Here is a 14,973-nt window from a genome sequence, read left to right on the forward strand (position 1 = left end):
GCCACTCCGGCCATACGCCCGCGCCGACGCCTATCGGGGACTACGCGCCTTCGCTTCGCTCTCCATGGCGCGCAGCGTTCGACAGCGAAGCGTCAGACTTATGAAGCTTGAATTCGACACTGCGAGCGATGCCGCCTACTTCGAAATATCCGACGCGGCAGTCGCGACGCCCAAAGAGATCGAGCTAGGAATCATTGCCGACGATGGCGCAGATGACCGATTGATCGGCATCGAAGTCCTGTCGGTGAGTAAGCGCAAGAACTCCGAGGACGGGTTACTTGACTACCGAACCTCCTTCTCAACCAAAGTAGAGGAATCCCTCGCCACCTGACCTCAGAGCTTAACCAATTTTGCGCAGAAAGCTCCGCGCGCAATCTCAAGCCCGCGCCGGCGGCGCGACAACTTTTTGTTACCGAACAGCAAAGCAGCCGGAAAAAGAAATGGCAAAGTGTCCTATATGCGACTCCCGAAAAGGGAAAAGAATGTGTCTCGTCGCTGATGCCTTGATCTGTAGCCAATGCTGCGGAGAGACGAGAGCCGAAGAAGCCTGCTCAGGCTGCGTCTTCTACCAGGCGCCGAAACGCAAGTATGAACAGGTGCCAGCCTATTCACCCGCCGATATGGAGCGGGACATGGACCTTCAGACCTATGGGAATGCGATCGAAGGCGCGCTATGCGCCTATGACATGGAGAACGACAGCACACTGAGCGACAACGATGCGATCAGGATCTTGGAGCTGCTCATCGACAAATATCACTTCAAGGATCAGAAGACGAACGACGAGCGCGAGATCGTGAAGAACGGGGTCGCGTTTGTCGATAACGCAATAGACATCGACCTCAAGAAAGTCGGCGACGAGGAGATAACGAAAGTCCTCGGCGTTATACGCTTCGTCGCCAAGCGAAGGACGAAGATCGGAAGAGAGTACATGAGCGTCATCCGTCAGTACGTCGGGATGCGAGTCGGGTCCGGCATGCGGGTTTTGCAGAGATAGGCGCTCGCTTCGGGCATAACTGAGAGTGGGTTACTCTTTATTGGACAAGCGTAGCGCAGTCCACCAGCGCCGCCGCGGGATTCGCCTGACTTCGCTCTCGCCCCCCTACTGACCAATAGCGCAATGGACGATGACCTACCAAGGCGGACAACGAAACGCGGAAAGAGACATGGGGCATTACTGTAGGCTTTGCGGACGAACGCGAGCCAACGAGAAGTTCACCGGAAAGGGACATCAGACCCATGTCTGCCGAGATTGCGCGAAGATGCCGAAGGAGGCGTGCAACGCGATCGAATGGGAAGCCGAGATCTTCGGCTTCCTGAAGCAGTCGCACATCTCGGACAAAAATGTGCGTCGGCTTCAGACGCTGTCCGGATCGGGGGATGCGAGAATCGCGGAGCTAGCCTTGATCGTGATCGAGGTTGCCAAAGTCAAACCGTACAAGAGGCGGCGACTCAAGATGCTTGCAAGGGAACGGGGAGATTTGCTCGAAGCGCTCGAGAAAACCGGGCTGATCGAGGCGCATCATTGTTGATCCGCCAGGCCCCGTCGCCGGGAAGGTCGCTTCCGGAAGACTGTTGTGCCCTACGAGGCTGATGTGAATGCGCCGATGCGCCGGTCCTTCGCGCGCATCGCGTCGCAGGCATGTCTTCCCGCCGAGAACCCCTGCTGGACCGCCTCAGCCTTGATCGCTGGCGGCACAGGGACCGCGGAACTGCTCGGGGACGTTCGCCGGGCACTCGCCGCAGGCTTGGTTGCCTGGCACGGCGAAATCGATCTTGCGCGGATAGGGAAGATCCAGGCCGTTCATCAGCTCCACGAATGCATCCTTCGAGCGCCCGCCGCCGAGGCGCGGGTTGCGGGCCTTCTCCTGGGCGATGCTCGAAACGAAACGGTGCTCGTAGTCGTGGCCGGGATAGACCAGGGTTTCGTCCGGCAGCGAGAATAGCTTGTTGTGAATGCTGTTGTAGAGTGCGCCCGCATCACCGGATTGGAAATCGGTACGGCCGCAGCCCTCGATCAAGAGGGCGTCGCCGGTGAGCAGCAGTTTCTGCACCGGTGTATCGATCAGGTAGGCATGATGGTGATCGGTGTGCCCCGGCGTGAACAGCGAGTGCAGGGCGATCGAGCCGACCTCGAACGGCTCGCCCTCCTGAAGACCGATATCGGCGCACGGCAGCGCAAGCATCTTCGGGTAGGCGATCCGGCACCCCGAGCGCTGCTTCAATCGACGCGCGCCGGTGAGGTGGTCGGCATGGACGTGGGTCTCCAGCGTGGCGACCAGGGTCAGGCCGAGATCCTTGACGATTTGCAGATCGCGCTCGACCGTATCGATGACCGGATCGACCAGAATCGCCTGGCCGGTCTCTGGGCAGCCAATAAGATAGGTGTAAGTGGATGAATCCGCTTCCAGTAATTGTTTGAAGATCATCAATTCCTCCGCAAGAAAATCCGCCATTGCTGGCGAGCACTAGATGAGGCCACACGAAACGGGGCAGGTCTCCATAATAATAATTAAATAATTAATTAAAATAAAAAATTAAAATAAAAGGGGACAGATTTATTTACCGATACGGTTTCCGTCGTAACGCCACACTTCGGCGATGAAGCGATAGACCTATGAAGCTCGAATTCGATAGCGCAGCCGATGCCGCCTGTAACCGGTTAGTTACCACGGCCGCACGTACACCTACAGACAAGGATGCAAGCATGCCGGGCACCTCCCACCTGCGTCAGGCTTGACCCCATTGATTCGGAACTGGACGCCTGCCTCCCTGTCTCCCCGACCGCACCTCAGTGATCACGATCTGAGACAGCTCGACGCCGAGCGCCCTAAGGGTAAGCGCCCCCTCCGATGGCGTTAACCTGCTGATATATTTGGTTTCTTATGCGCAACCGAATTGTGTAGGCTTGAGCCCGAGAGATTCGTGTACGGAGCAACAATGACTTATGCTCGGACAGCCACCGAAATACACGAAAAGATAGAGTCATAAGCATCTGAATTTAAAGGCGTTAGGGGAGCGAAACGGTTACAATTGGAAATACCATATGCTTATCGAGTAAATTGGTATGTCTTTTCGAGAAATCCCGGACCCGAAATCCAACCACCGAGAAACCCTGCAAGCCTTCGAAACATGCTGCCAACAAGAGGTGAGGGTTGGCATCGCTGTCATCGAGTCGGATCGGCTGCTCTCCGGCCGCTTCGACAAGGCTAACGCAGATTCCGTGACCTTCGAGGTCAAAGACGAGGAGGACTTCGACTTTTCCCTGTTGTCCACCTGCATGGTCTCCTACTTCTCCGACGGCAAGGCCCACGTCTTCGTGTCGACTCTCCGCTCCTACAACACAATTATTGGCGGCGATTCGGCACAGCTCGTCCTCAGGCTTCCCGAAGACATCACCGTAAGTGAAACCCGCGGCACCTTCCGCATTCCCATGGAGAACGTGGAGGGCTTCACCTTCCAGCTTCTCGATGCCCGGGATCGCAGCTACAGCCCCCGCTGCGTCAATATCGGGCCGGGCGGGATGAAGCTCAGCTTCGATGACGAAAGCGATCCTGGCTTCGAAGAAAGCGATACCCTTCGCACCCGCATCAATTACCGCGGACGCTCCGTCATCCTGATGGCGGAAATTCGCTATCACATCGGGCACAGTTACGGAATCTTCTTCCCGAAAGTCTTCGAGAAGTGCGAGTCCGAAGCCTCCGAGATCTATCGCTGGATCGTCAACGCCCTGGAGGAGGAATACAGCAGCGGCCAGGTCCAAACCGCTAGCTAGCTCTTGAGAAAGGGAACAACTTTATTTTCGGAGGGAGCAGCAGGCCCGTAGCCGAGAATGGAACGATGAAGCGGGCTAAGAGAGGCCAGGCTCGATCAGATCCATCCTGCACCGCAGAGGGCCTTTTGCGTGTTGCGTGTCATCCACAATGCGGCGACAGGCCCGAGCCCATGTCATCACCGCCTACTTCGACGATGAGGTGAAAGACCTATGAAGCTCGAGCTCGACGCAGCGGCGGATGCCGCCTATTTCGAGACTCAAGTTTTGCGGTTTTGAGGATGCCCGTCTCAGCAGTGACTTAGGCTTGCGGGGTTTCTGTGGGGTTTGCGCGAAAACGGGCAAACCCCTCGAAAACTCCCCCTACCCAGGCGCAGCACCCCTCAAAAAGGGCAAAACTTCAGTTTCGAGATATCAGCGGCAGAAGTTGAGACCGCCAAAGAGAACGAGCCTGGGTTCATCGCCGACTATGACGCGGATGGTCACCTGGTCGGCGTCGAAGTCCTATGGGTGAGCAAGCGTGCGAGGTCTGCCGCTTTGGACAAGGTGGCGTAAGCCCGGGCCTTGATCATCGTTTCGCCCAAGACCTAGCCACTCACTCAACTAAGGCAGATTAAGTTCTTTAAAATCAGCGTCTTGAGTGGTCGGCCGAGGCCGCATCGCGACAGGTGGACCGAACGATGTTCAAGGCCTAAGCCCGCGTAGGGCGCAATCGCGATAGCGTATTGCGCCGCAGGAAGGGCGGTCCAAGGCGCCGCGAGACAATGCACATGCATGTCCTGCCAGTCCTAGCGCGCTCATCGTCTCAAAGCGACAATCGAGTCTCGACGAATCGATCGAGCCGAAGCAAGGTGTAGGACGTGGCAACGGAGGCCGCAGGCACCTCGCGGCGGTACAACGCCGCGGCGCTAGGCCTTTTTCGGCTTCGCGCACTTCGCCGCATACATCGCCGCATCGAGTCGCCTAAGCATAGTTTCGATACCCTCATCGCTCGCCTCCAAGCCGATCAGGCCCACACTGATCGCTACCCGACAACCGATATCCGCCCACGCTGTCCCGCTGGAAACGCTGGCCCGAATCCTGGCGAAAAGCCGTTCGCCTTCTGAAACAGGCGTCTCAGGGAGGATGGCAACGAATTCATCGCCGCCCCACCTGGCCAAGGAATCCACTTCGCGGAGCTCGTCTCGGACGATCTTCGTTATCCGCACCAAGACTTGGTCCCCAGCCGCGTGGCCGTGAACATCGTTAATCGCCTTGAAGTCGTCAACGTCGAACATCGCTAGGCTCAGCGGATGCTCGAACCGCCTAGCGCGACTGACCTCTTGACGCAGCGCATCTTCGAAATAGCGGCGGTTGTGGATCCCAGTGAGCACGTCTTCGACCGCGGCTTTCTTAAGCTCTTCGATGAGCTTGGCGCGCTCGGAAATGTCCCGCACGACAGCCATGTACTCGTTGTCGTTTCCGACGCGGATCTTGGCGATCGTGACTTCCGCGGCAAACTCCGAGCCGTCGCTGCGCAGACCGCGGACATCGGCGCGCGCATGCATGGGGCGATTACTCAAAGAGGATTCCCCAAAGCCGAGGAAATAGCCGCGGTGCTTGCTGCGGTAGTGATGCGGAACGAGCGTGTCCAGCGAGGCTCCGATCAGCTGCTCCCGAGAGGCTTCGAAGACCTCGCAGGCGGCATCGTTGACCAGATTGATCCCATAGTCCCGACTCACGGTGATGATGCCGTCGTAGGCAGCCTCGACGACGGATTCAAAGCGCTTGCGCGAGATGCCAAGCGAGTACTCCAGCCGCTTCTTATCCGTGATCTCGATACATGTGTGCATGACGCGCCGGACGGCATGTCCTGGCGCCATGAGGGGAGCGAAAATAAAACGCCACCAACGCTGTGTATCCTTGCGCTCGACGACGGCTTCCGTCTCGACCGTCGCTTGAGTCACGACACACTCGCGCAAGCGCTCGCCAACCTCTCGCCCGATATGGCGGGGAAAGATCTCGTTCAGGGTGCGCCCGACCATCTCAACCACGCTGAGCTCCGAGACCTCGGCATAGAGCTCATTTGCCGTCACCAGCTCGAACTGACGACCAGCCTCGACGGAAAAGACGGCCACGCCGGTGCCAATCGCGTTGACGGTGGGAAAAAGGCTCGAGTGCGAGCCCTCTAAGAGCATGCTCCTGCCCGTATCGTTCGCGGTATCAACGGCGAATATTGTCATTGATGCAAAACCCCAACGGTGCCCTTGATCGCGCAGACGACACCTCGGAAATTGGCCCGCACTCGCGCCGAAGGGCTAGTGCGGAAAACAGTCCCTGCGGCGGTGGATGACACCCCAGCCGGATGCACTCGCGCCACGGGCACGGACGGACGCATTTGTGCTGGAGCGCAGCGCCCGCAGGACACAACAGATTGAGCCTATTGTGCCATATATGGCTGGGAGGGCGGTTGCCCGCAGTCTCAGCAAGCCTTGGGCTTCGCTGGAGCCTCGAATGGCGTTACCAGAGCGCTCACCTGAGGAATCTGTACGAAAAACGGTACAGATATATTCTCCTCGGTCAATCGCCAACCACTGCCGCGGCGATGCCTGACAGCGCCTGACTCAGCTTGGGTACAACGACGCAGTCTGCGACGCCATGCCGTTCGGCAATATGGCCTGGGGCGTTGTAGCCGAGCCAGACCTGACCGTCCGCGTCCTGCCACACCAAGGCCTTGAGCGGCAGGTCGATCCCAAGGCTCTGGGCGCACGCCATGAAGGCAGTGCCGCCCTTGGGGTTGCCAAAGATGAGGAGCTCGGTCGGCTGCAGTGACTTGCCGACGCTAGCCGCGCCAGCCGCGTGGTCGATGCGCGCGAAGACCTTGAGACCCCGCTCCGTGACGGTCTGCTCCAGTCGGTCCATGGTCTCCTCGGGGCTGTACGGACTCTTCTTGACAACGAGGCCATCGACGGCGAAAGCCGTGGATGAGATGAGCAGGCCGAGGGCAAGGGCAAAGCTGAGTGGGTGCTTCATGCGGCTCCTCCGGTTGTGTTGACGCCACTCTGTAAGGTGCGGCGCATTCACTCCCGACCAAGGCCTGGGTCTGCACTAGCGCGCCATGCAAAGGTGCCTCCCGGCGCAGGGCGCAGGGCGCAGGGCGCAGGGCGCAGGGCGCAGGCGAGCATGCCTTGCCCCCGCCGCACTGGGTACGAGCCTTGTCCGCGCGCCGCCCGACAGCCGGCGGCGTCCCTGCGCGAGCGCCGGCTCTAGCCTGACGCGCCCCCCTTGGCGGCTGGCAGCGCAGGGCCCTGCGAGCCTTCCTGCAGCAGCTCCACAGCCGTGTCGAGCTCGAAATGATCGAGCAGCTCGACGAACCTTCCATACTCTTCGCCAAGCACGGCCTCAAAGACCGCCGAGTGCGCGCGCACGAGTCCGATGGCGCGCGTATCGGACGCCTTCAGCAGGCTGATCGCCTCTTCCACCACGGCGCGGTCTAGCTCGAGACCCAAGGTGCCGGAAGGAGACTTGCCTGGCTCTCCGCGCTGATCGCCCAAGGCGCCGAGCGCCGCGTCGAGCCGCCCGAAGGCGCGCTCCAACCGGGAGACCAGGGTGACGAACTGCGCGAACGAATGCTCGCCGTTCACGAAAGGGGCTTGCGCCAAGCTCGCGGCGGCCTCCGCGATCTCATGGGCACCAAGGGTCTCCGCGGTCATACGAATGGCCTGGGCGAGCTGGCGAATGGATTCGCGGTCACGCGCGGCCTCGAGCTCGCGCATACGCATGGGGTCGCCGCGATGACTGGTCACGAATTGCCGCAGCAGTGGCGCCAGCTGGTCGAATCCGCCCGCGGCGAGATCGCCCGCCTGGGCCAGACTGACGCCGGGCAGCACGGGAGATGCCGAGGGCGTCCTCATGGCCTGATGCCCCGGCCGATCCTTGGTCGCGCTGGGATCGCCTGGCCCCGAAACAGGCCTATCGCTTGGCTTTCGCTCCGCCTTGCCGAGGTCCACGGCGGGCGGCAGCCAGCGCTGCAGGACCTCTGCCAGGTCCTCGGGCTTCACCGGCTTGGCGATGAAGTCGTTCATCCCTGCCGCGAGACAGGCGCGCCGGTCGTCCTCGAACACATTTGCGGTCATGGCGAGAATGGGGAGCTGGGAGCCCCGCGGGAGCCCACGAATGGCGCGCGTCGCCTTCAGTCCGTCCATGACGGGCATCTGTACGTCCATCAGGATGAGTGCGTAATGCTCTGCCGTGGCCTTGGCGACGGCCTCGCGGCCGTCGGCGGCCGCGTCGACGTTGAGCCCCAGGACCTTGAGCTGGGCCGCCAAGACCTCGCGATTCACCGGATTGTCCTCGACGATCAGGAGGCGCGCACCCGCATGCCGGCTGCTCAGGGCCACCTGCGCCGTCCAGTCCCTCGCCGAGGTCTCGGGCATCTTGCCGCGACCGCGCTGGAGCCGCGCAGTGAACCAGAAGAGGCTGCCGCCCTCGGGCGGGATCTCGACGCCGGCCCTGCCTCCCATGAGCTCGGCCAGATTGCGCGTAATCGCCAAGCCCAGCCCGGTACCGCCATGTTTGCGCGTGGTCGAGGCATCGGCCTGCTCGAAGATCCGAAAGAGCGCCGTGAGCCTGTCTGGGGGAATGCCGATACCCGTATCCTGGACCTCGAAACGCATGTTCAGATGCCCCTGCTCCGCGCCGAGCAGCCGCGCGCGCAGCACGATACCGCCCTGCTCGGTGAACTTGACCGCGTTGGACGCGAAATTCAGCAGCGCCTGGCGCAAACGCCTGGCGTCACCGTACAGCCAATCCGGAGCGCCCGCGCAGTCGACACGCAGATCCAGCCCCTTCGCCTTGGCATCCTCGAAGACGAGATTTCGAACATAGCCCATCACGGCATCCAGGGCGAAGTCGGTCGGCGCGAGCTGGATACGGCCGGACTCGATACGGGACATATCGAGGATGTCGTTCAAGATACCCAGGAGGTGTCGCGCCGCGTCATCGATCTTGCGCGAGCGATCGGCCTGAGCCGCCGATAGCCCGTCGCGCTGCATCAGGTGCGTGAGCCCCAGGATCGCATTCATCGGCGTGCGGATCTCATGGCTCATGTTGGCGAGGAACTGCGACTTGGCGCGTGTCGCGGCCTCCGCCTCCTCGACCTTCTGCTCGAGCTCGCGCTGGTATGCGCGGACCTTTTCCTGCGAGCCCTGCAGGCTCTCTTGCATGGCACGGAAGGAGCCGGCCAGGTGTCCGATCTCGTCGCTCCTCTGCACCCTGATCCAGGGCGCATCTTGCCCATTGGCGATGGCGGCCGCTGTCTCGCCCAGCCGCTGCAAGGGGCGAATGATCTGGCGCCGGGCGATCCAGGAGATCCCGAAGACCAGGATGGCAAGGGTCACGCCAGCGATCAGGGCCACGCCGCCAGCCAGAACGGCCATTCCCTCGAAGAGCTCGAGCCGCGGGATGAGGGCGGCCAGGAAATACCCCGACATCAGCTCGCTCACCCAGTAGAGACAGGGACTGCCGTCCGGCATGCTGACCTGAGAAGGCGATCCTTGCGGTTGCGACGTCGCACCGAATCGGCTCAGTCGCAAGGGCGGGCGACGCGCCTCGGCGTGCAGCTGCTCGACACCCGCGGCATCCACGATGATCAGCCGCCCGGCACTGCCGAGGCGCAGCTCCGCGAGTGCCGCCAAGAAGTCGCCGAGATCGACGGTGATGCCGATATATCCGTATAGATGGGGGGCGGCGCCGACGGCCTCCACGGCACGATCGGTCAGCAGGATCTTCCGCCCCAGCACGAGGGCAGGCTCGCCGGTGTCCGGGCTGACCGAAAGCGCCGCACTGATGGCCTCGGGCTCCAGCTCACGCCAGGCATCGAAGAAGCTGGAGTCGGCCTCGTTCTCGGTGGCGTTTTCGGAGATCGCGCGCGTGGTGCGCCGGACATCCTCGAACCCGTTGGGCAGGAGCACCCGGATCTCGCTGAAGTGCACATGAATCTCTTGAAAGGTCGCGAAGAGCTCCAGCAAGGCCGGCTGCATGAGCTGATAACGCACCTGCTCGTCCGCGGTGAGCAGATAGCGCGCCAGCATGGGATTGGCGGCAAGCAGACGCAGACTGGCCTCCGCTTCGTGGCGCAATGCGCTGAACCGCATCAATGCCCGAGAGATGTCGCCCTCGGCGACCTGCGCGGCCCGGTCCAGCGCCTGCGCGCGCAGCTGATTGAAGGCGATCAAGGCGGTCCCGACGATGGGAATGAGGAGCAGGGGAACCAAGAGCGAAAGCAGCTTGCCTTGTAGGCGCATGATGCGTCACTCCCGCGCCTTGATACGCGCGTATTCCAGGTTGATCCGCCGCAAGGCGCGCGCACCGAGCTGCCGATAGGGCTCGAGGCGCGCCATCACCTCCCGAGGCGGATAGATGACTGGATCTTGAAGAAATGCCTCGGGCAGCAGCCTCTCCGCCGATGCGCTGCAGGTCGCGAAGTAGACGGACTGCGCGTTCTGGGCGGCGTGATCGGGCTGGCCGATGTAGTCGAGAAAGGCATGCGCAAGCTCTGGGTGGGGCGCATCCGCAAAGAGCGCCCAGTGGTCGACCCAGATGGTGCTCCCGTCCTCCGGATGGACGTAGCGAATCCGGGAGTCGGTCTCGCGCAGGGCGACGGCGTCGCCATTGTAGACCTGCGCCGCAGCCACCTCGGCGGAGACGATGGACGAGGTTTCATCCAGCGCCAGGGCGCCGTAGGAATGCACGAAGGGCCGCTGCTCGCGGGCGAGCTTCCCGGCCGCCTCCCAAGCCTCGAGATCTTCGGAGCTCACGGAGTATCCCAGCGCCCTTGCGGCCATTCCCAAGACCTCGCGCGCGTCGTCGATCATGACGATCTTGCCGCGCAGCCCCTCCTCCGGCCGATAGAGATCCATCCAGCGCCGGAGCGGCGACTCGACCAGATCGGCGCGATAGGCGATGCCCAGCGTGCCCCAGAAGTAGGGGACCGAGTAGGCGGAGGAGGCCCCGGATGCGGCGACGCAGCGCTCGAGCAGCCGACCGAGGCTGGGCAGAAGGACGCTGTCGAAGGGCCGAATCCAACCGCGCTTGCGATAGGGCAGCAGGCTGGCGCTGTCGAGGATGACGAGGTCATAGCCAGCCACACCTGTCTCCGCGAGCAGCCGATCCCGGTCCTCATCGGTCTCGAAATGGGTCTGAAGCAGCTCGACGCCATAGGCACGCTCGAAACCAGAGACCAGCTCGGCATCGAGATAGTCGCTCCAATTGAGGATATGGAGCCGCTGGCCCTCGAAGCCCGGGGCGCCCGCGGCTGCGCCCATCCATAGGGTCAGGAGCGTGATGCACGAAAAGCGGTGAGCGGAGGAAATCATTGTGGGCTACCTGCCACGAGTGGCATCCTGGCGGGCAGCTTGGGATCAGCATCCAAATCCGATTCTGCCCAGTGGCCGGCGCCATCGCCGGACCCTGCGTCCGCGAGCCCCCGCAGAATCCCTCACAGCTGTCAGGAGCGAGCCTCGCGGCGAATCGGCCAGGTCGGCACGCGGGGTTGAGGACAGCGTGAGCGTGCGCGCCTGACTTGCCGATGCGGTAGTCCCTAACCACGAGTTTCACCCTCGAGCCCACGAATGGCAAGGACTTGCTGGCGAGTGGCCGACTCGCATCACAGCGCTGCGACCGCGGGAAGATCCTAGGCCCAGGGGCCTGCGCAACTGCGGGCCGAGCGGGCGCGAGGCAGGAATGCGGACACTCTGTGCGGCAGGACAGAGGCGGCAAGCGCCAGGGGGCTGGAAGCGGAGCGCCTCATCGAAGATCATGGTTGCTTTGTGCGACAAGACCGCTACCTGAGCCGAGATGGCAAGCCATGCGCCGGGACCAGGCGCAGGCTCGGGACGCGATCGTCGGATGCTGCGAAGGAAGACTCATGCTCAAAACACTCTATGGCGAGATCTTGACCGGTCGACTCAAGCGACTGCCGTATCTCGGCTACAGTCTGCTTCTCCTGCTCGTGGTCCTGCTCCTTGCCATTGGCATCGATGCCTCGATCGGCCTGTCGGAGCGCTTGGCGAGTGGCGAGCAAGTGGGCACAGGAGCGCTCATCTGGGACGAGCTCGGACTCCGCGGCCTCGTCGCGATCGGCCTCGCGCTAGCGGCCCTGACCCTCGCCCAGATCAACATCGCGGTGAAGCGCATCCGTGACATCGGGCTACCACCTTGGTGGGCTCTCATCACCATCGTCGTCCTGGGCTTCTTCAGCGCCATCATCGGCGGCAGCCAGCTCGCCAGCGGGGTCGATCTGCTCGTCTTCCTATCCTTGCTGATTCTGCCCACAGACTCTTTCGGAAAGTACGAAGGCGAGCCACCCTCTCCAGGAGACGCAAGCTAGCGGCTCTCTGGCGTTGAGGCGGCACAGGCCGCCAACTGGCGCGCTGGACCGAGGCTCAATCGGGACATCCGGAGGGAGCAAGCCATGCGACCGCGAGACATCGACCATTGGCCTCTGCCGAGGAAGCGACACCCTCAGCCGGCGCTGGGGCTCGCCCTTCTACTCCAGATGATACCCTGCTCTGTCCTGTTGGCAGGGGCCGATGGTCCGGACTTCTTCAGCGTGACGGGCGTCGCTGCGAATAACGTCCTCAACCTGCGGGCCGGTCCGAGCGCGCAGGAGGAGAAGATTGGCGAGATCCCTCCGGACGGGACCTGCCTCCGCAACCTCGGCTGTCGCGGCGGCCTGACGTACCAGGAATACAGCACCTTGAGTACCAAGGAGCGTGCGGAACGGCTCAGAGAGCGCCCCCGCTGGTGCCAGGTCGACTATCAGGGCCTGCGGGGCTGGGTCGCGGCACGCTACCTGGTGGAAGGCAGCTGCGCGGCCCGGCCTTAGCACGCCGAGACCCCCGTAAAGTCAGCCATATGCCCCAGCCCAATACCCATCATTCATCGCCCGCACGAGCTGGAGGAGCCATGGACAGGCTCCGTCTCGTCCATGCGCCGCGCATGACTCTAGCCAAACCGTCGTCCGAATCGGCGATCCGCAGCCCATGCGCGAGGAGGCCGGCATGACGAGCGAGCTGCGGGGCCGCGCTCGCCAGGCCCTCGGCCGAGACCGGGTGCGCGCCAATATCCGTCGCGCCATGGACGGCCTCATCGACAAACGCCGCGCCGCCTTTCCCGACGACGAGGAGCTGGAGCGACTGCGCGATCAGGGCATGGCGATTCGCGATCACGCCCTTGCCAACCTTCCGAGCCTGCTGGAGCAGCTCGAGCGAAACTGCGCGGCGGACGGCATCGAGGTCCACTGGGCAAGGGACGCGGACGAGGCCAAGGGCATCATCCTGGGCATCATCCGCCGACACGGCGGCGAGGCGGTCATCAAGGGCAAGTCAATGGTCTCCGAGGAGATCGGACTCAATCGTTGTCTCGAGGAGGCCGGTGTCGAGCCGATCGAGACCGACCTCGGCGAGCTCATCATCCAGCTCGCCGAGGAGCACCCGTCTCACATCGTCGCGCCCGCGGTGCACAAGGATCGACGCGAGATCGCCGAGCTCTTCGGCCAGCACTACCCGGAGGAGCCCTACAGCGAGGAGATCGAGCACCTGACCGCGCTGGCGCGACGCATCATGCGCGAGCGCTTCAAGGGCACCAAGATCGGGCTCTCCGGCGTGAATTTCGCGGTCGCCGAAACAGGCACGCTCTGCCTGGTCGAAAACGAGGGCAACGGTCGCCTCAGCACCACGGCGCCGGACGTCCACATCGCCGTCACCGGCATCGAGAAGGTCATCGCCCGCCTCGAGCATCTGGCGCCCTTGCTGACGCTGCTGACCCGCAGCGCCACCGGACAGCCAATCACGACCTATGTGAACATGATCAGCGGCCCGCGCAAGCCAGACGAGCTAGACGGCCCGCGCGAAGTCCATCTGGTACTGCTCGACAACGGCCGCTCGCGCATCCATGGCGATCCCGAGCTGCGCGCCACCCTGCGCTGCATTCGCTGCGGCGCCTGCATGAACCACTGCCCCGTCTATGTGCGGATCGGCGGGCACGGCTATGGCACCGTCTACCCCGGACCGATCGGCTCGATCCTCGAGCCCCAGCTGCAGGGCCTGGCCCGCCAGGGCGAGCTGGCTCAGGCATCCACACTCTGCGGCGCCTGCGCCGCCGTCTGCCCGGTGCGCATCCCCATCCCACAGCTGCTGAATCGGCTGCGACAGGAGCAGGCACGGGCCGAGCCGAAGGCGCGTCGGCCCGGGGCTTGGATCGAAGGGATCATCTGGCGCGGCTGGGCCTGGATCCATGCGAGCCCGGCGCGCTATAGAGGCGTCGCCGGCCTGCTGGCACGGACCGCTTGGCTCGCCAAGCGGTCGCTCGGACCTTGGACCCGCACCCGCACAGCGCCGCCCATTGCGAAGCGGTCGCTTCATGAGATCGCCCGCGACGAAGGACTGAGCCATGAGTGATGCGCGCACCCAGATCCTCAGGCGGCTCGCCGCCAGCGCCGCTGGCGGTGTCCCCTGCCCCAGGCTCGAGCCGAGGCGGTTCGATTGGACGCCGGAGGAGGCGCGAGAAAGGCTCGGGGCGATGCTGGAGGCGGTGCATGCCGAGGTGCACCAGGTGGGGAACGACTGGCCCCGCGTGCTTGCCGAGCAGCTGAGCCGAGCGGGCGCCCGGAACCTGGTCTATGGCGCGGAGGGTCCGGCAAGCCGGGCGCTGGCGGCCGGCTGGCCAGAGGACGGCCCAAGGCTCGTCGGTTTCGATCGGCCAATCGAGGAAATGCGCGAAATGCTGTTCGAGCAGGCCGATGCCGGCTTCACGAGCTGCCTCGCCGGTATCGCCGAAACCGGCTCATTGGTGCTCTGGCCCACGCCGGCCGAGCCCCGACTCCTGTCGCTCGTTCCGCCGATTCACTGCGTCTTGCTCGCGCGTGACCGGATCCATTCCACGCTGCATGCGCTGATGGTGAATCAGTCCTGGCCCGAAAGGATGCCGACGAACGCGCTCCTGATCTCCGGGCCGTCCAAGTCAGCCGACATCGAGCAAACCCTGGCCTATGGTGTCCATGGGCCAAAGCGGCTGATGGTGCTCATCGAATAGCCGAGGACCGGGCCGCCCACTTCGGCCGGAGTCTCCTGAGAGGATGGACAAGCGCAGAGACTGTGAAGACATTCTGCGTAGGCTGCTGGCTGAGGTATGAAGCACAACCGACCGGCTGGCCTAACGCGCT

The 14,973-nt window shown here is 63.1% G+C and carries 14 protein-coding genes; 9 read left to right on the forward strand and 5 right to left on the reverse strand.

Features of this window, described 5'->3' with window-relative positions:
• From G3446_RS18215 to G3446_RS18225, 3 genes are all read left to right on the forward strand, one after another.
• Nucleotides 1-331 (forward strand): DUF2283 domain-containing protein (locus G3446_RS18215; RefSeq protein WP_245232587.1); only part of this gene is annotated, 331 nt, incomplete at its 5' end.
• A gap of 301 nt (nucleotides 332-632) precedes the next feature.
• Nucleotides 633-995 (forward strand): hypothetical protein, encoded by a 363-nt coding sequence (locus G3446_RS18220; RefSeq protein ID WP_164454262.1) that lies wholly within the window; start codon nucleotides 633-635, stop codon nucleotides 993-995.
• A 265-nt stretch (nucleotides 996-1,260) separates the two neighbouring features.
• Nucleotides 1,261-1,530 (forward strand): hypothetical protein, encoded by a 270-nt coding sequence (locus tag G3446_RS18225; RefSeq protein WP_164454263.1) that lies wholly within the window; start codon nucleotides 1,261-1,263, stop codon nucleotides 1,528-1,530.
• Nucleotides 1,531-1,674: 144 nt separating this feature from the next.
• Here the strand turns inward: G3446_RS18225 and G3446_RS18230 are convergent, their stop codons facing one another.
• Nucleotides 1,675-2,427: an MBL fold metallo-hydrolase gene (locus G3446_RS18230; RefSeq protein ID WP_164454264.1), complete on the reverse strand. Its 753-nt coding sequence runs from the start codon at nucleotides 2,425-2,427 to the stop codon at nucleotides 1,675-1,677.
• A gap of 794 nt (nucleotides 2,428-3,221) precedes the next feature.
• Here G3446_RS18230 and G3446_RS18235 point away from each other — a divergent pair.
• Together G3446_RS18235 and G3446_RS18240 are read left to right on the forward strand one after the other, a co-directional pair.
• Entirely contained in the window at nucleotides 3,222-3,773 is a 552-nt protein-coding gene (locus tag G3446_RS18235) for a PilZ domain-containing protein (protein WP_164454265.1), read from the forward strand.
• Nucleotides 3,774-4,097: 324 nt separating this feature from the next.
• Complete coding sequence (locus G3446_RS18240; RefSeq protein ID WP_164454266.1) at nucleotides 4,098-4,325, forward strand: DUF2283 domain-containing protein; 228 nt, start codon at nucleotides 4,098-4,100, stop codon at nucleotides 4,323-4,325.
• Between the two features lie 353 nt (nucleotides 4,326-4,678).
• Here G3446_RS18240 and G3446_RS18245 read toward each other — a convergent pair whose 3' ends face one another.
• From G3446_RS18245 to G3446_RS18260, 4 genes are all read right to left on the reverse strand, one after another.
• Nucleotides 4,679-5,947 (reverse strand): sensor domain-containing diguanylate cyclase, encoded by a 1,269-nt coding sequence (locus G3446_RS18245; RefSeq protein WP_164454267.1) that lies wholly within the window; start codon nucleotides 5,945-5,947, stop codon nucleotides 4,679-4,681.
• Between the two features lie 382 nt (nucleotides 5,948-6,329).
• A complete protein-coding gene (locus G3446_RS18250; protein ID WP_164454268.1) occupies nucleotides 6,330-6,782 on the reverse strand; it encodes a DUF302 domain-containing protein in 453 nt (150 codons plus the stop codon).
• 233 nt (nucleotides 6,783-7,015) lie between these two features.
• A complete protein-coding gene (locus G3446_RS18255; RefSeq protein ID WP_164454269.1) occupies nucleotides 7,016-10,054 on the reverse strand; it encodes a hybrid sensor histidine kinase/response regulator in 3,039 nt (1,012 codons plus the stop codon).
• A 6-nt stretch (nucleotides 10,055-10,060) separates the two neighbouring features.
• Nucleotides 10,061-11,074 (reverse strand): polyamine ABC transporter substrate-binding protein, encoded by a 1,014-nt coding sequence (locus G3446_RS18260; protein WP_164454270.1) that lies wholly within the window; start codon nucleotides 11,072-11,074, stop codon nucleotides 10,061-10,063.
• A gap of 602 nt (nucleotides 11,075-11,676) precedes the next feature.
• Between G3446_RS18260 and G3446_RS18265 the strand changes: the two genes are divergently transcribed.
• The 4 genes from G3446_RS18265 to G3446_RS18280 all read left to right on the forward strand — a co-directional run bounded on the left by G3446_RS18265 (nucleotide 11,677) and on the right by G3446_RS18280 (nucleotide 14,843).
• Complete coding sequence (locus G3446_RS18265) at nucleotides 11,677-12,138, forward strand: DUF805 domain-containing protein (protein WP_164454271.1); 462 nt, start codon at nucleotides 11,677-11,679, stop codon at nucleotides 12,136-12,138.
• Between the two features lie 84 nt (nucleotides 12,139-12,222).
• Entirely contained in the window at nucleotides 12,223-12,636 is a 414-nt protein-coding gene (locus G3446_RS18270) for an SH3 domain-containing protein (RefSeq protein ID WP_164454272.1), read from the forward strand.
• 175 nt (nucleotides 12,637-12,811) lie between these two features.
• Nucleotides 12,812-14,209, forward strand: a complete 1,398-nt coding sequence (locus G3446_RS18275; RefSeq protein WP_164454273.1) for a LutB/LldF family L-lactate oxidation iron-sulfur protein — start codon at nucleotides 12,812-12,814, stop codon at nucleotides 14,207-14,209.
• On the forward strand, nucleotides 14,202-14,843 hold the full coding sequence (locus G3446_RS18280; RefSeq protein WP_164454274.1) for a LutC/YkgG family protein: 642 nt from the start codon (nucleotides 14,202-14,204) through the stop codon (nucleotides 14,841-14,843). Before G3446_RS18275 ends, G3446_RS18280 begins: the two co-directional genes overlap by 8 nt.
• Nucleotides 14,844-14,973: the final 130 nt, after the last annotated feature.

The organism is Thiorhodococcus minor (assembly GCF_010820565.1).
Classification (GTDB): Bacteria; Pseudomonadota; Gammaproteobacteria; order Chromatiales; family Chromatiaceae; genus Thiorhodococcus; species Thiorhodococcus minor.